This is a genomic window from Flavobacterium nackdongense (assembly GCF_004355225.1).
Lineage (GTDB): Bacteria > Bacteroidota > Bacteroidia > Flavobacteriales > Flavobacteriaceae > Flavobacterium > Flavobacterium nackdongense.
Window position 1 is genome coordinate 3,362,416 of record NZ_CP037933.1, and the last position, 22,207, is coordinate 3,384,622.

17 protein-coding genes are annotated in these 22,207 nt (G+C 36.3%); 11 read left to right on the plus strand and 6 right to left on the minus strand.

Annotated features, from left to right (window positions below; all coding sequences use genetic code 11):
• Window positions 1-29 precede the first annotated feature (29 nt).
• From E1750_RS14390 to obgE, 3 genes are all read left to right on the plus strand, one after another.
• Window positions 30-602 (plus strand): adenylate kinase, encoded by a 573-nt coding sequence (locus E1750_RS14390; protein ID WP_133277451.1) that lies wholly within the window; start codon window positions 30-32, stop codon window positions 600-602.
• Between the two features lie 99 nt (window positions 603-701).
• Entirely contained in the window at window positions 702-1,976 is a 1,275-nt protein-coding gene (locus E1750_RS14395) for a hemolysin family protein (protein WP_133277452.1), read from the plus strand.
• An 84-nt stretch (window positions 1,977-2,060) separates the two neighbouring features.
• Window positions 2,061-3,062 carry a GTPase ObgE gene (gene obgE, locus E1750_RS14400; RefSeq protein WP_133277453.1) on the plus strand — a complete coding sequence of 334 codons (1,002 nt, stop codon included), beginning with the start codon at window positions 2,061-2,063 and terminating at the stop codon, window positions 3,060-3,062.
• A 54-nt stretch (window positions 3,063-3,116) separates the two neighbouring features.
• Here obgE and E1750_RS14405 read toward each other — a convergent pair whose 3' ends face one another.
• Together E1750_RS14405 and E1750_RS14410 are read right to left on the minus strand one after the other, a co-directional pair.
• Window positions 3,117-4,106, minus strand: coding sequence for a glycosyltransferase family protein (locus tag E1750_RS14405; RefSeq protein WP_133277454.1), 990 nt, complete (start codon window positions 4,104-4,106; stop codon window positions 3,117-3,119).
• 40 nt (window positions 4,107-4,146) lie between these two features.
• Window positions 4,147-4,965: a UDP-2,3-diacylglucosamine diphosphatase gene (locus E1750_RS14410; RefSeq protein WP_133277455.1), complete on the minus strand. Its 819-nt coding sequence runs from the start codon at window positions 4,963-4,965 to the stop codon at window positions 4,147-4,149.
• 323 nt (window positions 4,966-5,288) lie between these two features.
• Between E1750_RS14410 and E1750_RS14415 the strand changes: the two genes are divergently transcribed.
• The 5 genes from E1750_RS14415 to E1750_RS14435 all read left to right on the plus strand — a co-directional run bounded on the left by E1750_RS14415 (window position 5,289) and on the right by E1750_RS14435 (window position 9,716).
• Entirely contained in the window at window positions 5,289-5,987 is a 699-nt protein-coding gene (locus E1750_RS14415; protein WP_133277456.1) for a tetratricopeptide repeat protein, read from the plus strand.
• Window positions 5,988-6,058: 71 nt separating this feature from the next.
• Window positions 6,059-7,417, plus strand: a complete 1,359-nt coding sequence (locus E1750_RS14420; RefSeq protein WP_133277457.1) for a UDP-N-acetylmuramate--L-alanine ligase — start codon at window positions 6,059-6,061, stop codon at window positions 7,415-7,417.
• Between the two features lie 71 nt (window positions 7,418-7,488).
• Complete coding sequence (gene radC, locus E1750_RS14425) at window positions 7,489-8,181, plus strand: RadC family protein (protein WP_133277458.1); 693 nt, start codon at window positions 7,489-7,491, stop codon at window positions 8,179-8,181.
• A gap of 12 nt (window positions 8,182-8,193) precedes the next feature.
• Window positions 8,194-8,880, plus strand: a complete 687-nt coding sequence (locus E1750_RS14430) for a YjjG family noncanonical pyrimidine nucleotidase (protein WP_133277459.1) — start codon at window positions 8,194-8,196, stop codon at window positions 8,878-8,880.
• 2 nt (window positions 8,881-8,882) lie between these two features.
• On the plus strand, window positions 8,883-9,716 hold the full coding sequence (locus E1750_RS14435) for a hypothetical protein (RefSeq protein ID WP_133277460.1): 834 nt from the start codon (window positions 8,883-8,885) through the stop codon (window positions 9,714-9,716).
• 173 nt (window positions 9,717-9,889) lie between these two features.
• Here E1750_RS14435 and E1750_RS14440 read toward each other — a convergent pair whose 3' ends face one another.
• On the minus strand, window positions 9,890-11,167 hold the full coding sequence (locus E1750_RS14440) for a replication-associated recombination protein A (RefSeq protein WP_133277461.1): 1,278 nt from the start codon (window positions 11,165-11,167) through the stop codon (window positions 9,890-9,892).
• A gap of 242 nt (window positions 11,168-11,409) precedes the next feature.
• On the opposite strand from E1750_RS14440, the gene E1750_RS14445 reads away from it, so the two are divergent.
• Together E1750_RS14445 and E1750_RS14450 are read left to right on the plus strand one after the other, a co-directional pair.
• On the plus strand, window positions 11,410-12,132 hold the full coding sequence (locus tag E1750_RS14445; RefSeq protein ID WP_133277462.1) for a rhomboid family intramembrane serine protease: 723 nt from the start codon (window positions 11,410-11,412) through the stop codon (window positions 12,130-12,132).
• Between the two features lie 36 nt (window positions 12,133-12,168).
• Window positions 12,169-12,768, plus strand: coding sequence for a Uma2 family endonuclease (locus tag E1750_RS14450; RefSeq protein WP_133277463.1), 600 nt, complete (start codon window positions 12,169-12,171; stop codon window positions 12,766-12,768).
• Between the two features lie 150 nt (window positions 12,769-12,918).
• Here the strand turns inward: E1750_RS14450 and rlmB are convergent, their stop codons facing one another.
• Window positions 12,919-13,653 (minus strand): 23S rRNA (guanosine(2251)-2'-O)-methyltransferase RlmB, encoded by a 735-nt coding sequence (gene rlmB / locus E1750_RS14455; RefSeq protein WP_133277464.1) that lies wholly within the window; start codon window positions 13,651-13,653, stop codon window positions 12,919-12,921.
• A 487-nt stretch (window positions 13,654-14,140) separates the two neighbouring features.
• Between rlmB and E1750_RS14460 the strand changes: the two genes are divergently transcribed.
• A complete protein-coding gene (locus E1750_RS14460) occupies window positions 14,141-16,888 on the plus strand; it encodes a T9SS-dependent M36 family metallopeptidase (protein ID WP_133277465.1) in 2,748 nt (915 codons plus the stop codon).
• Window positions 16,889-17,392: 504 nt separating this feature from the next.
• Here the strand turns inward: E1750_RS14460 and E1750_RS14465 are convergent.
• Together E1750_RS14465 and E1750_RS14470 are read right to left on the minus strand one after the other, a co-directional pair.
• The gene (locus E1750_RS14465) at window positions 17,393-18,952 is read right to left on the minus strand and encodes a SusD/RagB family nutrient-binding outer membrane lipoprotein (RefSeq protein WP_133277466.1); all 1,560 of its coding nucleotides are present in this window, start codon (window positions 18,950-18,952) and stop codon (window positions 17,393-17,395) included.
• 21 nt (window positions 18,953-18,973) lie between these two features.
• Window positions 18,974-22,162, minus strand: a complete 3,189-nt coding sequence (locus E1750_RS14470) for a SusC/RagA family TonB-linked outer membrane protein (protein ID WP_133277467.1) — start codon at window positions 22,160-22,162, stop codon at window positions 18,974-18,976.
• Between the last annotated feature and the right edge of the window lie 45 nt (window positions 22,163-22,207).

The window sequence follows — 22,207 nt, forward strand, 5'->3', positions numbered from 1 at the left end:
GAACATAACTTACTAGATAGATTTAAAAAATGATTAACATAGTTTTATTCGGGAAACCAGGATCAGGAAAAGGAACTCAGGCAGAGTTTTTAAAAGAAAAATATAATTTGATGCATCTTTCCACGGGGGATATTTTTAGATTTAATATCAAAAACGAAACAGAATTAGGAAAATTAGCCAAAACCTACATGGATAATGGCGATTTGGTTCCTGATGAAGTTACTATAAAAATGTTGGAAGATACCGTAGATAAGAACCTTGATGTTGCAGGATTTTTATTCGATGGTTTTCCAAGAACATTGGCTCAAGCCATTGAATTAGACACTTTTTTAGATTCTAAAAGTTGGGAAATTACCGCCACAATAGGACTTGAGGCGGATGATGATATCCTAGTGCAACGCATCCTCGAAAGAGGAAAAACCAGCGGAAGATCAGACGATCAGGATGAAGATAAAATTAGACATCGTTACCAAGAATACAACGAAAAAACAGCTCCTTTGATGGAGTTTTACAAAAAGCAAAATAAATTTTATCCTGTAGATGGAATAGGATCAATAGCAGAAATTACCGAGCGTTTGAGCAAAGTAATTGATAATTTATAAAAACAAGTTTAGGGTTTAGGGTTTATCGTTGGTGGTTTCTATTCAACAACAAACTATAAAGAGTAAACAACCAGCCTGCGGCAGGCAGGTAAACAAAATATGGAAATTCTAATAATTCTTTTTTTAATCATTCTGAACGGAATATTTTCTATGTCTGAAATAGCATTGATTTCGGCTCGAAAAAATCGTTTGGAAACCGCCGCTAAAAAAGGAAGTAAAAATGCGCAAATTGCATTAGACTTAGCCAATTCTCCCAATAAGTTCTTGTCGACAGTCCAAATAGGGATTACGCTCATTGGAATTCTAACAGGTATTTATTCAGGTGAAAAAATTACCCACGATGTACAAGCCTTTGTCGGGAGTTTTGAGCTCTTAAAACCTTTTGCAGAATCAATTGGCGTTGGAATAGTTGTGGTGATTCTGACTTTTTTCTCCTTGGTTTTAGGCGAATTGTTGCCCAAAAGAATTGGATTGAATCATCCCGAAGCCATTGCGAAAGCAGTAGCTTTACCTATGAAAATTGTTTCGATTATTACAGCTCCATTTATTTGGTTGCTGACACATTCTACCGAGTTTTTGTTAAATGTTTTGCAAATTAAACCCACAGCCGACGGTAAAGTAACTGAGGAAGAAATCAAAGCGATTATCAAAGAAGGGACGGAAGTCGGTGAAGTTCAAGAAATCGAGCAAGACATTGTGGAGCGTGTTTTTCATATTGGGGATCGAAAAATTAATTCTTTGATGACCCACCGAAAGTCAGTAGTGATATTGCCTTTGCATTCTAATAAAGAGCAAGTTAGGGATTTTATGCTCAAAGAATTACATTCTATTTATCCGGTTTATGGAGAAAATCACGATGACATTTTAGGCGTTGTCAATTTGAAAAATATTTTTGCGCATTTTGAAAATGAGAATTTCAATTTGTCTGCGATTATGACGGATGCGCCGTTTATGATGGAGCAAACTACGGCATACAAAGCCTTGGAACAGTTCAAAAATACTGGAATTCATTATGCTTTGGTTTCGGATGAATATGGTGTTTTTCAGGGGATTATCACCTTGAACGATATTTTAGAGGCCTTGGTAGGCGATGCTTCCGATTTTTATAAAGATGATTTTAAATTGATCGAAAGAGAAGACGGAACCTGGTTGGTCGATGGACATTATTCGTTGCATGATTTCTTGACCTATTTCGAATTAGACGAATTAATCAATGATTATGAAGTAACGACCGTAAGCGGGTTGATAATGACTGAGTTGTCGCATATACCTAAGGAAGGTGAGCTCCTCACTTGGCAAAGATTTCAGTTAGAAGTCCTTGATATGGATGGCGTGAAGATTGATAAAGTGTTGGTGAAAGCCTTGAAAGGTTAAAATTTGGTTTAGAGTTTAAAGTTTAAGGTTGGTTGCGGTACGACTAACCTTAAACCTTAAACTTTGAACTTTTAAACTAAAAAAATGACAGAAGGAAATTTTGTAGATTACGTAAAAATATTTGTTTCTTCCGGAAAAGGAGGGAAGGGCTCTACGCATTTGCATAGAGAAAAATTCATTCAATACGGTGGGCCAGATGGTGGTGATGGTGGTCGTGGGGGACACGTAGTTTTGGTCGGGAACAAAGGACTTTGGACTTTGTTTCACTTGAAATTTGCTCGTCATATCAAAGCGGGTCACGGTGGCGATGGAGGAGGCGATAGAAGTACTGGCGCCGATGGGGAAGATAAATACATTGAGGTACCACTAGGAACTGTTGTGAAAGACAAAGAAACTGGTGAAACCTTATTCGAAATTACCGAAGATGGAGAACAACAAATTCTTTGTCGGGGTGGAAAAGGTGGTTTAGGAAACTGGCACTTTAGATCCTCAACGAATCAAACACCAAGATATGCACAACCCGGCTTGCCCGGTTTAGAAATGGATGTAATTTTAGAGCTTAAAGTTCTAGCCGACGTGGGTTTAGTAGGTTTTCCTAATGCTGGAAAATCAACTTTGCTTTCGGTTTTAACATCAGCAAAACCCAAAATTGCCGATTATCCGTTTACAACTTTAAAGCCAAATCTTGGAATCGTGGCTTACAGAGATTTTCAATCGTTTGTAATTGCCGATATTCCCGGAATTATTGAAGGTGCAGCCGAAGGAAAAGGATTGGGTCATTATTTCTTGAGACATATCGAAAGAAATTCAACTTTATTGTTTTTAGTTCCTGTAGATACGCCAAACATCAAAGGGGAATACGATATTTTAGTCAACGAATTGACAAAATACAATCCAGAAATGTTGGATAAAGAACGACTTTTGGTCATTTCTAAATGCGATATGCTAGACGATGAACTCAAAGCCGAATTGAAAATTCAATTGGACAAAGAATTCAAAGGCATTCCATATCTATTTATTTCTTCTGTTGCCCAACAAGGTTTGCAAGAGTTGAAAGACAAATTATGGAAAATGTTGAATGACTAAAAAATAGCTGTTTTATACTACAGAGGCGTTCTAGCAATAGAGCGCTTTTTTGTTTTATTTGTTATAGGTATCAAATAAATATTGCAAAGTCTCAGGAATAGTATTGGCTTTCATTTTTGGATAAATTACGATGGAGTTAAGCCAATTTTTTATAATTTCATCAAAGTTGTCGCCTACTTCATAAACCACAGGCACTCCCAATTTTTTTAAGGCTGCGGCATTGCACTCTTGCTCGTAATGATCTCGAATAGGGATGCTTAATACTTTTTTTCGAAGGTATAATGCTTCTGCAGGAGTTTCAAATCCGCCGCCGGTTATGATGCCGTGACAATAAATCAAACTTTCGTTAAAAAGCTTTTGGTTGACCGGAAAATAAGTAATGTTTCCGACCCTATGTTTGGTTTGAACATCGTTCAAAAACCAATGAAATTGCACGTCTGGCAGAGAATGAAACGCTTTTTCCAAACAATCTTTTTGGAAAGAGGGCAAATAAACCGTGATATGTTTTAAATCTTTAGGGGCCGCTTCTACGATTTCATCTTTGATAATAGGAGGACGAATAAAAGAATCGTAGTTTTCAAAATGCAATCCGATATGTTTGGGAGAAGGCGCATAATGTTTGAGAATCATTTCGCCCATAACACTTCTTTTTTCAGGTCTTGGTGTGTTTTCCGAAATAAAACTGGCTTGATGACCAAATTGTACCGAATGTACTTTTTGCATTTTGCAAGCCAATGAAGTGATAGAATCAAAATCATTAATTACAACATCATAGTTTTTTAAGGGTAAGGATTTCGCATCTTTATACATTTGAAGCGGTTGAATATTTTTGGCAATATCCCAGTAATTCAAACCACCACACTTGCTGTAATGCAGGCTGCATCCCGCACTTCTGAATTTTACGGGAATGTCAAAATTCAAACTGGCGTTGTTACCACTCAAAAAGAAATCTACTTCGCCAAATTTCTGTAAATAAGGATACAATTGAGTCGCTCGGCTTATGTGTCCGTTTCCTGTGGCTTGTATAGCGTAAAATATTTTCATTGATTTTGATTTTTAATAGCAATTGCAGTAAACATTTAGTTTAATCCTGAAGTATTTTGGCAACAATATCATTGACGATTTTATCCTCCCTGTTTTCCTCACTCGAAAAATCTGATTTTTTATAATAATAGATCTTCCATTTTTCTTTTTTGTATTCTAATGCTGTGAGGTTTTCTACCCAATCGCCACTGTTCAAGTACATTACTTTTCCCAGATTGGTTTTAACCATTTTTTTTTGCGGCATATGAATGTGGCCACAAACCACGTAGCTGTATTTTTTTTCGATGGCGATTTCGGCAGCAGTAGTTTCAAAATTAGAGACAAAGGCAACCGCTTTCTTGACACTATTTTTTATGGTTTTTGAAAAACTTCTCTTTTCTCTTCCCAATGAAACTAGAATCCAGTTGACAATACTATTAATCAAAATCAATAAATCATAACCTTTCCCACCCAATTTTGCCAAGAATTTGGCGTATCCTTTGGTAGAAGAATCGAATACATCGCCGTGAAAAATCCAAGTTTTCTTGCCGTCTAAGTCCAAGATTAGTTTGTCGACTAATTCTAAGTTTCCTAAAATAAAATCGGAGTATTTCCGCAAGGCTTCATCGTGATTTCCAGTAATGTAAATCACACGAGTTCCCTGATTCGACATTTTTATGATGTAGCGTAAGACTTCCATGTGGGCAACCGGGAAATAACGTTTGCTAAAGCTCCACATATCGATGATATCGCCGTTGAGAACTAAGGTTTGCGGATTAATTGATTTTAAATATTGAAGTAATTCTTTGGCGTGGCAGCCGTAAGTTCCAAGGTGGACATCGCTTAATACCACCAAGGATATTTTTCTTTTTTGCTTCATAAAGAGTTTTTACGAAAGTACAAGAGCAATGTTAGGTGATTGTGTCCTTAGTGTTATTATTTGGTTGATTTATAGTGAAAAATCCGCGAGGGCATTCGCTTTTAAAAAACAAAAAACGAAGACACAAATTTCACGAATAAACACTAATTTTATCGTACATAAGTTACATAAATTTAGTAAAAAACAGAAAGGAAATTAGTGTTATTTTTTTTCATTCTTTTAGAATTAGTGCAAATTAGGGCAATTCGTGGCTAAAAACTTTTAAAAGCGAATGCCTTGAAAAAACGCCACTTTTCTTTTATAAATTTTATTATTTTTGAAGAATGAAAAATATTTTATCGTTCCTTTTAGTATTCCCTCTGATGCTTTGGTCCCAATCAGATTATAGCAAGGCTGAAAAATTATTCAAAGACGGAAAATACGAGCAGGCAAGACCCGTTTTCGAAAGCTATTTAAAAGAATATCCTTCCCATTTAAAAACGATAGAATATTTGGGAGACCTTGAGGGACATCAAAAATCTTGGGACAAAGCCATAGTTTATTATAAAAAACTGAAGCAATTAAGGCCGTCCGAAGCCAATTATTATTTCAAATATGGCGGCGCTCTAGGGATGAAAGCCAAAGAATCCAATAAATTCAAGGCGCTCGGAATGATTGGCGAAGTGAAAGAATCTTTCGAAAAAGCAATTTCGTTGAACCCAAAACATATTGAAGCACGTTGGGCGTTGGTGATATTATACATTCAATTGCCCGGAATTGTGGGCGGAAGCGAAACAAAAGCGATTAAATATTCGAACGAATTGCTTAAATTGTCCCCCGTTGATGGTTATTTGTCCAAAGGTCAAATCGACGAACATTTTAAAAGATATACTGCTGCTGAAAAAAATTACATAAAAGCCAATACTATTGGAAAATCTAAAATCACGTTTCAAGCATTATATAGGCTATATTTGAATAAATTAAATGATCCTGTAAAGGCTCAGGAATTGAAACAGCATTTCGATAAAAACAAACAATTTTAAAATTCCAAGAACAGGAATTTGAACACGAGCGTCAGCGAACTGGCGAAGCAATTTAAAATTTAGAATTTAGTATGAGAACTCATTTTATCGCCATCGGTGGCAGCGCGATGCACAATTTGGCGCTAGCATTACACAACAAAGGATATCAAGTTACGGGAAGTGACGATGCCATTTTCGAACCTTCGAAAACGCGTTTGGCTAACAAGGGAATTTTGCCAGCAGAATTGGGTTGGTTTCCTGAAAAAATAACTTCAGCTATCGAAGCCGTAATTCTCGGAATGCACGCCAAAGCCGACAATCCAGAATTATTGAAAGCGCAAGAATTGGGACTGAAAATTTATTCGTATCCAGAGTTTTTATATGAACAATCCAAAAATAAAACCCGAGTGGTTATTGGGGGTTCACACGGAAAAACAACCATTACTTCGATGATTTTGCACGTAATGCATTATCATAATATTGAGGTGGATTATATGGTGGGCGCACAATTGGAGGGTTTTGACACGATGGTTCATCTTACTTCAGCCAATGATTTTATCGTTCTCGAAGGCGACGAATATTTGTCTTCGCCAATAGACCGCAGACCTAAATTCCATTTGTATCAACCGAATATTGCTCTGATTTCTGGAATCGCTTGGGATCATATTAATGTATTTCCAACTTATGATTTCTATGTGGAACAGTTTGAAACTTTCATTGCAAAAATTACCAATGGCGGAATTTTGGTTTACAATGAAGAAGATCCAGAAGTAAAACGTGTTGCCGAAGCGGCTTTAAATCCAATTCGTAAAATTCCTTACACAACACCAAAATACGAAGTAAAGGACGGAATTACACTTTTGGAAACGCCAGAAGGAGCAATGCCAATCGAGGTTTTTGGAGCACATAACTTGAATAACTTGGCAGGGGCCAAATGGATTTGCCAAAATATGGGTGTTGATGAAGCCGATTTTTATGAGGCGATTGCAAGTTTCAAAGGTGCTTCTAAACGCTTGGAAAAAATTGCAGAAGGGAAAGGGAAAGTGGCTTACAAAGATTTCGCGCATTCGCCAAGCAAAGTAGCCGCTACTACAAAAGCCGTAAAAGAACAATATCCAAATCGTACTTTAGTAGCTTGTTTGGAATTGCACACCTACAGCAGTCTGAATGCCGAATTCCTGAAAGAGTACGAAGGCGCATTAGAATATGCCGATGTTGCCGTGGTTTTCTATTCGCCAGATGCAGTAAAAATCAAACAACTCGAAGAAGTGACTTATGAGCAAATCGCCAAAGCTTTTAATAGAGAAGATTTGATTATTTATACCAATCCAGCTGAATTTAAAACCTTTTTATTCAATCGAAATCTTGAAAATTCCGCTTTGTTGTTGATGAGTTCCGGAAATTACGGAGGATTGAATTTTGATGAGGTGAAAGATTTAGTAATCAGGTAGCAGATTTCAGACGGCAGTTTAACAATTGCCTGAAATCTGTAAACTGCAAACTGCAAACTGCAAACTTAAAAATGGAACAAACTAATTTTCCCATAACGAATTGGTCTGAAGACGACAAACCACGCGAAAAACTGATGCTGAAAGGCAAAAGTGCTTTGAGCGATGCCGAATTGATTGCCATTTTGATAGGTTCCGGAAGCCGGAACGAATCGGCGGTGGGGTTGAGTAAAAGGATTTTGGCTAGTGTGGATAACAATTTGAACGCTCTGGGAAAGTTGACCCTTCAGCAATTGATGAACTTCAAGGGAATAGGTGAGGCCAAAGCCATTTCGATTGTAGCCGCAATGGAATTGGGAAGACGCAGAAGGGCAGAAGAGGCGGTCGAATTGAAGAGAATAACGTCCAGCAAAATGATTTTCGAATTGATGCAACCCATCATTGGCGAATTGCCACACGAAGAATTTTGGGTTTTGTATTTGAATAATTCAAACAAAGTGCTTTCGAAATCGCAACAAGGCAAGGGTGGAATCACGGGAACGCTGGTCGATGTGCGTTTGGTTTTTAAAACGGCTCTCGAGTTGGGCGCAACGGCATTGATTTTATGTCACAATCATCCCTCGGGAACTTTGATTGCCAGCGATGCCGATAAACAAATTACCCGAAAGTTGAAATCGGCTGGACAAAACTTGGATATTCAGGTTTTGGATCACGTTATTGTTACCGAGAATGGCTATTTTAGTTTTGCAGATGAGAGTATATTATAAGAAATGAACACAATGAACAGAACTATCACCGATGTCTTTTTTGATTTAGATCACACCCTTTGGGATTTCGAGAAGAATTCAGCATTGGCTTTTGAAACGGTTTTCAAAATGCAGGATTTGGAGGTGAATGTGACCGAATTCCTGAAATTTTACGTGCCGATAAACCGGGAATATTGGGAAAGATATCGAAAAGATGAAATTACACAAAAACAACTTCGATATGGCAGGTTGAAAGACGCGTTTGATTTGATCAACTTTCCTATTTCAGACGAGATGATTGAAGTATTGTCTGCAGAGTACATCCATTATTTGCCAAAATTCAATCATTTGTTTGATGGAACTATTGAAATTTTGGATTATTTGAAAACAAAATACAATTTGCATATCATCACCAACGGATTTGCAGAAATTCAAGGAAACAAATTAGATAATTCGTATATTTCGCATTATTTTAAAACCATTACCAATTCAGAAATGGCAGGGGTTAAGAAACCCAATCAAAAGATTTTTGAATATGCTTTGAATTTGGCAGAGGCCAAAAAAGAAAATAGTATTATGATTGGCGATTGCATTGAGGCCGATGTTCAGGGAGCTTTAGATGCGGGTTTAGATGCTGTTTTTTTTAATGAAAATAAAGTCCCAGTTGCGATAAATATCAAACAAGTAAACCATTTATTAGAACTTAAAAAACACCTTTAATTATGAAAAAAAATATATTGATTCTTTTGCTTTTTGTTGTAAGTTATAGTTTTGCGCAATCGGTTAATGATTATAAAGCGGTGATTATTCCACTGAAATATGATTTGCAAAAGACCGATAACCAATACCGATTGCAAACAATTACAAAAATGAATTTGCAAAAAGCAGGATTTAAGGCTTTTTATGCCACAGAAACAATCCCAGGCGATATTACAGATCGATGCAGTCTTTTGTATCTTGATGTTCAAAAGGACAATGCGTTTTTAGTGACTAAAGTTTTTATTACCTTAAAAGATTGTTATGGAACCGAAATCTATAAATCAGCGATAGGAAAAAGCAGAGAAAAAGAGTTTGAAGCGGCTTATGTTGATGCTTTAAATTTAGCATTTGCCAGTGTTTATTCTTTGAATTATGCGTACAATGGGAATACAGATTTTAGTCCAAAAGCTGGGATGACTGCGCAAACAATTCCTGTAATGGCTGCGCCTGTAATTCCTGCTCCAACTTCGGCCGTTCCAGTAGTGACGATGACTCCAGCCGCAGCGGCAGTCGCTGTTCCTGTTGTAGCTGCTGTTCCAGTGACCGCAAAGGAATCGAAAACTGTTGAAAAACAATCAAGCGGTTTGCTTTATGCCCAACCTACATCTTACGGTTATCAACTCATCGACAGTGAGCCAAAAGTAGTGATGAAAGTGTATAAAACCTCGAATGCCAATAGTTATATGGCGAAAAAAGGAGACGTACAAGGTGCCTTGGTTTCGAAAGAGAATCAGTGGTTTTTTGAATATTATCAAAATGACCAATTGATTTCTGAAAAAATAGACGTTAAGTTTTAGTTCTGATTTCAGATTTCAGATTTCAGATTTCAGATTTCAGAATAAGAATTTTAAACAGCCGTTGTAAAAAAAAACGTAAACAGCCCGATTATATGGACGTTTTCGTTTTTTTGCTATCTGCTATCTGCTATCTGCTATCTGCTACCTGCCGCCTTTTAACTTCTAACTTTCCACTAATATCCATATTTATCTTTCCAGCGATTTTTTAGAAATTCCCTAGTCGAATTTTCTCTAGAATTGTTTCCGGGATTGTACAATTGTGTTTCGGAAATTGCATCAGGTAGAAATTCTTGTTCGGCAAAATTATTGGCATAATCGTGTGCATATTTATACTCTTCGCCATAACCTAATTCTTTCATCAACTTGGTTGGAGCATTTCGCAAATGGATTGGCACAGGCAAATCGCCCGTTTGTTTGACCAATTGTTGGGCAGTTCCAATAGCCAAATAAGAAGCATTGCTTTTGGGCGAGGTTGCCAAGTAAATAGCACATTGGCTCAATATTATTCTGCTTTCAGGATAACCAATAGTGGTAACGGCTTGGAATGTGTTATTGGCCATAATAAAAGCGGTTGGGTTAGCATTTCCAATATCTTCGCTGGATAAAATCAACATTCGTCTGGCAATGAATTTTACATCTTCGCCTCCTTCGATCATTCTGGCGAGCCAATATACGGCTCCGTTGGGATCACTCCCACGAATTGATTTGATGAAAGCAGAAACAATATCATAATGTTGTTCGCCAGTTTTGTCATACAGCACTGTATTTTGTTGCACCAATTCAAAAACTCGGTCGTTCGTAATCGAAATTTCGTCTTCACCAGATGCGTTTACGACCAATTCGAAAATATTCAATAGTTTGCGTCCATCGCCACCAGAAAGTCGCAATAGAGCTTCTGTTTCCGTTAATTTTATGTTTTTGGTTGCCAAAAACGAGTCTGTTTTCACGGCACGATGTAATAATGTCTCCAAATCATCTTTGGTAAACGCATTCAAAACATACACTTGACAACGCGACAATAAAGCTGGAATTACCTCGAAACTTGGGTTTTCGGTTGTGGCTCCAATTAGGGTTATCCAGCCTTTTTCGACAGCCGCCAATAACGAATCCTGTTGCGATTTGCTAAATCGATGAATTTCGTCAATAAATAAGATGGGATTTTTTGCGGTGAAAAGCCCACCACTTTGCTTGGCCTTTTCAATCACCTCGCGAATATCCTTCACTCCCGAATTGATGGCGCTCAAAATATAGAAAGGTCTCTTCGATTCTTGGGCAATGATTTGTGCTAAAGTCGTTTTCCCCGTTCCGGGAGGTCCCCAAAAAATCAAGGATGGAATGATTCCTTTCGCAATTTGCTGGGTCAACGAGCCGTTTGGTCCAACCAAATGCAATTGACTGATATACTCTTCTAATTTCTGCGGGCGAATTCGTTCTGCGAGTGGTGCTTCCATTTGTGGTTATTCGTTTAATCGGTTAAATGTTTAATCGAATTTTGAACATTCAAATTTATGATTTTGCAATTAGAAATCTTTAGATATTATTACAAAGTTATTCAGTGCATTTTTCTTTGCTCCATTTTCTATTCTCTTATTAAAATCTGACAAAATAGCACTAAATTGCTTTTGGATACATTTTTGAGTAGATTCAGCGAACAAAACCATAAACAATAAACACAGAACCACAAACGTTTCCTATGAACGACAACCATTTCAAATATACAAATTCAGTTATTGGACTTCCACTTTTTTTTGTGTGGTTTTTGTGGTTTGTGTATTGGTTACAGATCAAATTTGATTTCGATTTTTTCGAAAACGGCATATATCCAAGAACAATTTCAGGTTTGCAAGGTGTTATTTTCAGTCCATTCATTCACTCCGATTTTGAGCATTTGTACAATAATTCCATTCCGTTATTGATTTTGTTGGCTGCTTTGCAGTATTTTTATTCAAGGCAAACTATTGCTGTTATCGCTTACGGAATACTATTTTCCGGTATGATTACTTGGATAATCGGAAGGGCCAATTTCCATATTGGCGCCAGCAGTTTGATTTATGTATTGGTTAGTTTTATCTTTTTTAAAGGAATTCAAACCAAATATTATCGATTAGTGGCTTTATCATTAGCAGTTGTTCTGGTTTATGGTGGTTTGGTTTGGTATGTTTTCCCACATCCTGAGTCTATGGGTGATGAGCAAATTTCTTGGGAAGGACATTTGGCAGGATTGATAGCTGGTTTCGTTCTTTCTTTGATTTATAAAACTCCTGAATACAAGAAGATCATCAAGTACGATTGGGAACATCCTGATTATGATCCAATGCAAGATAAGTTTATGCAGCGTTTTGATGAGGACGGCAATTTTGTAAATCTTGAAATTGTAGAAGAAAATGGGAATAATGATTGCGAAGAATCGAATTGAATTATTTTGTAGTTTTGTAGTATAAAAATTTAAATAATGGTGCCAATTATCACGAATATCAAACAACTCGATTTAAAAGGGAGTTATACTTACGCCGATTATTTGTTATGGCAATTTAAGGATAGAGTTGAATTAATTAAAGGAAAAATTTTTAAAATGAGTCCGGCGCCAAGCAGATCGCATCAAGAAATTTCGTGGGTTTTGGCACGTCAATTAGACAAAGTATTCCATAAAACATCATGTAAAATGTATTCAGCGCCTTTTGATGTGCGGTTGATAAATTTTAAAGACAGTACAGATGATAATCAAATAACTTCGGTTGTGCAACCTGATTTATGTGTTGTTTGTGATACAAATAAACTAGACGAAAAAGGGTGTGTAGGTGCTCCAGATTTGATTATTGAAATCCTTTCTCCAGGAAATTCAAATCGAGAAATGACCATAAAGTTTGATTTGTACGAAGAGAATGGAGTGAAAGAATATTGGATTGTAAACCAATCTGAAAAAACTATTCTGATTTACGTGCTCAAAGAAAATAAATTTATTGGTTTGAAACCAATTGTTGAAAGTGGTAAATTGGAGAGTCCCACATTTCCAAGTTTAAAATTTAGCGTAAAAAATATTTTTAAAGAATAGACTGTTTTTATACTTATCGCTTGGGCATTTATGAGTCTCAAAAAAAAATGAATCAAAACCTGAGCTTTAATTCATTTTTTTTTTTTTTTGAATTTGCAACCAAATTTCTGCAATCAAATTTCTAAAAATCTGCAATCTGCGGTCTAAAATCTAAGTTCTTTGTCTAACGGCTTCGTATAAGAACGCACCACAAGCTACAGATACATTTAGCGAGCCTATAGTTCCAAACATTGGCAATTTTGCTTTTTCGTCCACAATTTTAAGGACCGAAGGATTGATGCCGCGATCTTCAGAACCCATAATGATCGCAACAGGTTCGTTTAGCGTAATGTCATATATATTTTGGTCTGTTTTTTCAGTGGCAGCTACTGTTTTTATGCCTGACCCTTGAAGGTAGAAAATGGCATCTTTGATATGTTCTACTTTGCAAATAGGTACATTAAAAACTGCTCCCGCAGAGGTTTTTACAGTATCTCCATTTACGGGAGCTGAGCCTGCTTTTTGAACAATTATTCCATTAACACCGGTACATTCAGCAGTTCTGATAATGGCACCAAAATTTCGAGCATCTGATATTTGATCTAAAATCAAAAATAAGGGCACTTTTCCGGACGCTACAGTAGCATCAACTAAATGTTCCAAGTCAATAAAACCAATCGGAGATATCGAAGCTACGGCACCTTGATGATTATTAGGAGTTAAACGATTCAGTTTTTCGACTGGCACATAAGAGAAATTCACGTTGGCGCGTTTCATCACTTTCATTAGGTCTTTCATCAATTCGCCGGATATTTCTTTTTGTATAAATACTTTATCGACTTCCTTGCCGGATTGAATAGCTTCAATAATAGCCCTTATTCCGAATATTAAATGTTCTTTTTCCATTTGGCAAAGATAGTTTTTTTGTTTTTGGTAACCCAAGTTAGGGTGAAAATCTATTGTTTTTAGATTTAGTTATGGTATAAAACGCCTATGAATAAGCGCTGTTTTGCGTTTTTTTTTAATTTTGGCAGCAGTAATTGTTTTTTTTTGTTAAAATATGTTGTTTTGGTTTAAATTTATTGTTAATATTAAATTATGTTTGCACAATAGATAATTGATTCTCGGACAATTGAATTGATCTTTATTTTGGTGTCAGCGATTTGACCGTTAAATAGGATCATCAATCACTAAAAAATATCAATTTATGCAATGCGCATAGCCGATCAAGGGCTGAAAATGCAAATGATATTATTCGAATATCATCTAAGCTATAAATTGTCAATCAAGAACTTTCTATATCCTGGCAGTAAACTAGAAGTTCGTTTTATACTAATGTTCAAAATTAAGTAACTAAATGAAGGATCTTGCTAACAAATAAAATTAAATAGAAATGAAAATAAAACTACTCTACATCGCTTTGCTAATTTCGTCGCTAGTATTTTCTCAATCAACAAATAGGCAAAAGATTCAGTTAAGACTAAGTACAGAAATGACAAGACTCGGTCTATCTGCTAGTGATATTAGTGATTGGGTTGTTGAAAGTGAAGCATCTTCTGAAAGCACCAAAATCACCAATTATTATATTGTTCAAAGATATAATGGGATTGAGATTTTTGATGCTCAATCTAATATCTCGATGAAAGAAGGCAAGGTAATTAACGTGGGCAATAAATTTGTTAGGGATATTGACAAAAAAGTAAATACAAGTAGGCCTAGTCTTTCAGTTTTAGAGGCCGTTTCTAAAGCGTATTCGCATGTAGGTATAAAAGCGCTTACGTCCTTTAAAATTGTGGAAAATCCAACTGAAAACACTTTTAAATTAAACGATGGAATTCAAGAAGAGTTAATTAGTGGTAAGTTAGGGTTCCAACAGATAAAAGAGGCTAAGTTAATTTTAGCTTGGTCCTTTCAGTTTTATTCCCCAGATGGCAAACATCTATGGAATATTGCCATAGACGCGACAAATGGACAATTATTAGATAAAAAAGACTTGGTTGTTAGCTGTAATTTTGGAACAAAACCTGCGAGTAATTATCCGTCGAACTATCCTTTTTATTTTAAAGAAAGCATTAATCCAAAGGCAAATGACTTTGCTATTCAAGCCGCAGCGGGTGCTTATAAAGTAATTCCGTATAATTATGAAAGTCCGAATCATAGTCCTTTTCAATTGATATCTTCGCCGAGCAATTCAACAGCCTCCCCAAATGGTTGGCATAACGCTAATACCTTAACAGGAACGACAGCATCTCTGAAGTATACCTATACAAAAGGGAACAATGTGTGGGCACAAGAAGATGCTACTGGCGATAACGGTACAGGATTTAGTCCTGATGGTGGTGCTTTGTTAAATTTTGATTTTCCCTATTCGGGGCAAACTGCACAACCTACAGACTATACTTCTGCAGCCACTGTCAATCTGTTTTATATGACTAATATAATGCATGATGTGTGGTATCAGTACGGATTTAATGAAGCTGCTGGTAATTTTCAAAAAAATAACTATGGAAGGGGCGGAAGTACCAGCCCTGATTTTGTTTTAGCCGATTCACAAGATGGCTATTCTCAATCATCAGCAACATTAAATAACGCTAATTTTTCTACACCAGTCGACGGAACTAGTCCGAGAATACAAATGTTTTTATGGACACTTGGGGCTCCACCGACAGAATATATTAAAGTTAATTCTCCATCCGGAATCGCTGGTCCAAAAGTAGCCACAAGTAATGTTTTTGAAGGAACGGATCGTATTCCAGTGCCTAGTGCTCCTAACGGAATCACTTCAGATTTAGTATTATATAAAAATAATCCAACACCTCCAGGATATAATTCGGGATGTCAAATTCCTTTAAATGCAGCTGAATTGAATGGAAAAATAGCATTGATAAAAAGAGGAGGTTGTTTTTTTAATTTAAAAGTAAAAAATGCTCAAGATGCTGGCGCAAAAGCGGTAATTGTTATGGATAGTATTCCTAATAATCCAACACGTTTGTCGATGAGTTCTACAGGTATAATTGGCATAAATATTCCCGCAGTATTTGTAACCAAAGAAATTGGAGATTCTTTTTTGCAGCAGATGGCAAGCGGTCCAGTAAATGTAAAATTAGAAATTCCAGCCGGTTTATACCTGTATGCTGATGGGGATTTTGATAACGGAATAATTGCGCACGAGTACGGACACGGAATTTCGAACAGATTAACAGGTGGAAGGTTAAATTCAAATTGTTTAACAGCCCCAGAACAAATGGGGGAGGGATGGTCAGATTGGATGGCTTTGATGATGCAACTAAAAGCAGGCGATGTTGGTGAGACTCCTAAAGGTGTCGGTACTTACGCTCTTAACCAATTAACCACCGGTCGTGGACTAAGAAATTATCCTTATTCTACCAATATGGCTGTAAATCCTTTGACTTTTGCCGATACCAATGGCAAAACAACTATAGATTCAAATCCAGATTCTGCTACCTATCAATTTGAGATCGTTGAACCTCACGATGTTGGTGAAGTTTGGACTGCAATTCTTTGGGATTTAACCTGGGCTTATATAGGAAAATATGGGTTTAACTCTAACATATATACGGGTACAGGAGGAAACAATAAAGTAATGCAATTAGTTATTGATGCGATGAAGTTGCAACCTTGCAATCCATCTTTTATTGAAGCAAGAGACGCCATTATTCAGGCGGATCAAGCCACTACTTTTGGTCAAGATTTTTGTTTAATTTGGAGAGTCTTCGCTAGAAGAGGTCTGGGAATTAATGCTTCTTCAGGCGGGAATAGTGGTGATAAATCCAATGTTGCAGATATTAAAGATCAAATAGCAGATTTTAATTTACCTACGTCTGGTGCTTTCTGCGCTCCATTAGCGGTCGATAATTTTGATAAATCAAAAATTAGTCTATATCCAAATCCAGCTCCAAAGGGGCAAGTGTATCTACATACCGAGGGTGTTGTTGGCAAATATAATATTCAGGTCGTAGATTTGAATGGAAGAATTGTATATAAATTAAGTGATTTTGAAAGTAAATCTTCTGAATCGGATGACCGGTTAATTAACTTAAGTAGTTTGGAAAAAGGAATGTATATTTTTAAAATAACTGGTGAAACAGTAGATTATGCAGAAAAAATTCTAATCAAATAAGGATATATTTACGTATTTGATAATTCTTTCAAAACCCGATAATAAGTAATTATCGGGTTTTTTTATGTTTCTTCTGAATGGTTTAGCCAGACTCTAGCTATACTCAAGAAATAAGTTCTTGATTTAATGCGGGTGTTGTTTCGGATATTTTACTTTATACTAAACTTGTTTTAATTTTTTGGCTAATTGTGTTTTATACATTATTTCTATTGCTAATTTAATGATTTTGTTACTGTATTGGGCATTCGGTCAGTAAGGTTGCGAAATCATTTTTTTAGATGTGTTAGAAAGCAAAGCTAGCAGTTTCGATGTTACTAGAGATGAATTGTCGTGATCTTTGCCATATTAGTTTTTAGCTTTTTATCATTTTATGTGTAGGGGGGCCAAAGGATTTATCTATTTTGGAAATGGAAAATCATCAATAATTTTTGACCACATTACCGCAAAAAAAAGAGGCTGTCTAAAATCAGACAGCCTCTTGTGGCATATAAAACCTTACATTATCTATTGTAAATAATATGGAGTTTTTGTATTAACACTGAATAAATCAGCATTAGAAACATCAGGAGTGTTACTGCTATTAGAAGAATATTCAGAACTTGGATATATCAATCTATTAGGTCTTTTTGTTTCAGTTACGCCAAATGGTAATGGCAATACTGGATAACCTGTTCTCAAATGGTCAATGTAAAGTTCAATTCCGTGCCATTGTGCCAATGCAAGATATTTTTGTGTAATGATTGCGCTGATTTTATCAGTAGAACCAGTCCATCCTAATCCGTTTTTAGCATCGATGGCAGCTAAGTAAGCTACTGGATCAAGTGGAGTAGCAATCACGATTGTTCCAAATCCAGTACTGTAGAAATTGAAAGAAGCTTTTACACCATTTTCAAATGCAGTTTTAGCAGTTCCGGTCAAGTATCCTCTTTGCATAGCTTCGGCTTGTAGAAAATAACTTTCTGCTGCTAGCATTAAAAATGCATTTCTCTCGCCCCCGTTTTTGTTTGCGATATCAACACTTGCTCCAGTTCGTCCGGTATAAAAGCTCGCGTATTTAGAAATTGCTGTTAGCGGGAAAACACCTTGTACGTTACCAACAACCGTTCCACCTATAAGAGTGAACATTCTGGATCTTCTAGGGTCAACTACTCCAGAGGTAATATTTGCATCATTGATACTGCCATTTACTAGTCTTCCAGCAAAATCGCCAGCGGCATTCGCTGCATTAGCCGAAGTAGCAGCACTAAAAGATTCGTTTTGACCGTTTACTCTAAATACAGGGTTTCTAGAGTTGAGCGTTCCATTGTTGTATCCTGGATTTACTGTAACGTCTTGAATTACGAAATCTTGAGATGCATTTAATTTTGTGAAACGAGCAGTTCTTAAAGCTACTAGTGTAGCATCTGTAGTTTTAGACAAACGCAACAGTAGTTTTAATTCAATTGTGTTTACAAATTTAAGCCATTTTGCTTTATCACCTCCAAAAACGCAGTCTTCAGCTCCCATCGGAGCAGCACCACTTGCAGCAAAAAAGGCTCTTGCTTCATCCAATTCTTTGAATAAGGCTGGAATGATTTTTTTGTCATCCTCATATTTAGGAGCGATAATTTCATTGTTAAATGCTTCTGTATATGGTGCGTCTCCATAAAGAGCGGTCACATAATCCATACACATTACTTTCATCACTTTTGCAACTCCAAAATGAAGTGTATAAGTTGGGAAACTAGCTTTTTTGTCAAGAATATCTTGAAAATTATCCCCAATTAAATAAGCACTTTCAAAACAAGCTGTATAACTACTACTGTCGTATTTGTAGGTATAAGCTGGGTCAGTCGATGTAAATCCACTATTTAAACCCCATACATAAGCAAGTCTGTTTCCATAAGCTGCTAATGTTGTTACTTGGTAGCTAGTGTAATTAGTAAGTGCTCCTGATAGCATTTGATTTGGTGTAAGCGCATCAAAATCGGGTCTATTTGTCTGTTTTTCATTTACATCAAGGTATTTTTCGCAAGATGTAAATAAAAGTAACATCATAATGCTACTGTATAATATTTTTTTCATAATGTAATTTATTTTTAATTATTAAAAAGTAGTGTTGATGGTAAAACCAAAAGTACGCGTTGATGGATATTGTGCATCTCCGATAAATCCAATACCATTTCTTGAAGTATTGGCTACAGTTCCAGCGGGATTTTTAGCCGCAGATGATGTTGAATTATTGTACTGACTTGAAACCTCTGAATCAGCATATCCTCGGTTGCCATCAGCAAGAATAATAAATGGGTTTCTTGCATTTACACTGAATTTCAATGATTCAATTCCGGTTCTATCCAACGCTTTTTTAGACAAAGAATAACTTAGGGAAATCTCTCTTACTTTAAATTGGGTTGCGTCAATTAGGTTGAACGAACCTAAATTTGAAGCTTGTCCAAAATAAGCCTGAGTTCTGTTTGCTGCTCCTGTTAAAGTGTTGAAACCTCCTGTAAGTACACTTGTGTTAGGGATATAGTCACCTACAGTTGCAGTTGCAGGATTGTCTATTACTGAACCTGGATAAAGGAAACCTACATTTCTATCGAAATCAGCTGATTCCACTAAATGCCCGTTCCAAGTAAGGTTGTATTTGGTTTGAGATATAAAATAACCTCCACTTCTGTAATCTAAAGTGAATGATAAACCAAATCCTTTGTATTCAAAATTATTAGTTAATCCTAATACGTAATCGGGTTGTACTTTACCTAAATTTTTAAAAGTAGCTGATGGAGTTGGTCGTCCTTGCGAGTCAACAATTACATTGCCATTATCATCTCTAGTCCAATCAGTACCTGTAATGTATGGGAATGATTTTCCTTCTACTGCAGATATATCCGCTACAATCTGAGAATTCCCTGCATCGGTCAGTACTACTTTTGTAGATTCTCCGGCATCTATTACTTTAGTGTCAGCATGTGATAAACCAATATGACCGTTCCATTTGAAAGTAGGAGTGTTGAAGGCTCTGAAACCTAAATCAATTTCATATCCTTTTCCTTCCAATTCTCCTGAGTTGGTTTTTTTACCTACTAAACCAGTAGTTGTACTTAGTGAAGCTTGGGTAATCAAGTCTGTTGTTTTGGTCATATAACCTGCAACATCAAGAGTTAAAGCATCGTTAAAGAAACCAAAATTAATACCGCCTTCATAAGTAGTGTAAGTTTCAGGTTTAATGTTTGGATCAGTAATCGTAGTTTGGTTGTTATAAGAGTTACCAGAATTCATTGGAAACCCAGTAGCGTAGTTTGCTGTATTTAGAATTTCATAAGCACTTACAGGGTCAAGTGATCCGACTACAGTGTAATTGGCATAGAATTTTAGATTACTTAAAGTTTTTTGATCTCTAAGGCCATCAAATGCTTTTGTAGCTACGAAAGATAAACCTGCTGATGGGTAGAAGTAGTATTGATTGCCTTTTGCAGCCACACTATTTCCTTCATATCGACCCGTTAAGTTTAAGAATAAATAATCTTTGTAATTTAAATCGACGTTTCCAAAAGTAGCTGTTATCCTGCTGTCAAAAGTTCCGTTTTGAAGTGATGAAGGGTTAGCTGGTTTTAACACATTGGCAATGTTATACAATCCAGGGATATCTAAATTGGTTCCACCTTGCGAAACTCTTTTAGATGCATTGTACTGCATATTTTGTCCTATGTTAAATTTCAATCCGATATTTTCTGATAATTCGTAATTAAAATTGGCCATTAAATCACCGTAGTAATAGGTTCCTGAAAAGGCAGATTGGTAAAATTCTGATCCAGTCGAAAAATCGGAATCTGCTGTTGCTGGAGCTTGTCCTGCATTTGAATAAGCGATTTGATTATTGTTTCTTAATTGAACTGATCCATTGTAGGATAAGTTAATATGCTTATTGATTTCGTAAGCGGCATTAATACCAAAATTGATGAAATTTTTTGTCTCATTAAGTCTATTGTTGTCTTTTACCCAGAAAGGATTTTGGTAATAACCGTTCCATCCGTATAGACCTCTGTTTTTAAATTCTCCAATTGGAATACTTGATGCTGCTTGTAAAAGGTTGGTTAACAAGGTGTAGTCAGCACGTGAAGATTGTGCATTTACGTTCGCTTGTTTGGTGTTTAGATTGGTATAAGTCATATTACCACCCAAAGTCAATTTGTTTAATTTTTTTTGTGCAGTTAAAACGAAATTGTTTCTGCTTAAGTGATCTCCATCTACAACGAATTCGCGAGTTACATTGCCTAAATTAAAATTAACAAATGAATCAGCACCCCCAACATTGATGTTTAAGTTATTTTGATAAATAGTACCTGGTTGATAAAAATCTTTGATATTATCGCTTCCTTTTGTAGAGTATGTAGTCTCAACATCTCCTTGTGGGCTACCTGGAATACCAACTGTATATGGTGCACCATCTAATAATTCACCCCAGCCACCATTTTCTTGAGGATCACGAGATCCGTACCAACCTTGGCCGTATTTTGTTTGTCTTTCAGGAATAAAACTGATGTTTTCGGTGTCGATACCAGAAGTGAAAGTAACAATCATTTGTTCTGCTTTAGCACCTTTTTTAGTTTGTACCAAAACAACCCCTTGTTTACCTTGAGAACCATAAAGTGCGGCTCCTTGCGCACCTTTCAATACAGTTACACTTTCGATGATTTCAGCTGGTAGAGTAGCAAGTACATCTGCTGTCGAAATTACGTTGTCAATAACAACAAGAGCCTCAGTGTTACCGGTAAAAGATAACATAGAACGAACTCTAATAGAGTTTTGTCCACTAACGCCGTTTGTTGTAGCGTTTATCGTTAAACCAGAAACTTTACCTTGTAAAGATCTAACTGGATCTGGATTGTACGCTGCAGTTAATTCTTGGTTATTGATTGAGGCATAAGAAGAAGTTACTGCTGCTTTCTTTTTCTTAATACCTACAGCGCCCGAAACCACAACTTCTTCAAGAACTTGTGAATCGTCCTGCATTTTGATATTTATTTTAGCAGAAGTAGCTGCTACTTGTTGGGTTTTCATTCCAACAAAAGTAAATATCAAGGTTTGACTTGATGTTGCTTTGATAGAGTATTTTCCATCAAAATCGGTTTGGGCTCCAGACTTAGTTCCTTTAACTAATACACTCACGCCTGGTAACGGCATTCCTGTATTGTCAGAAACAACACCTGAAACAACTCTTTCTTGCGCAAAGGTAATTTGCGCCACAAGTACTAATAATAGCACTAGGATTCCATTGAACTTTAGTTTCATTTTTTAAAATTTTGAATTAGTGCGACAAACTTCTTAATAATTTGT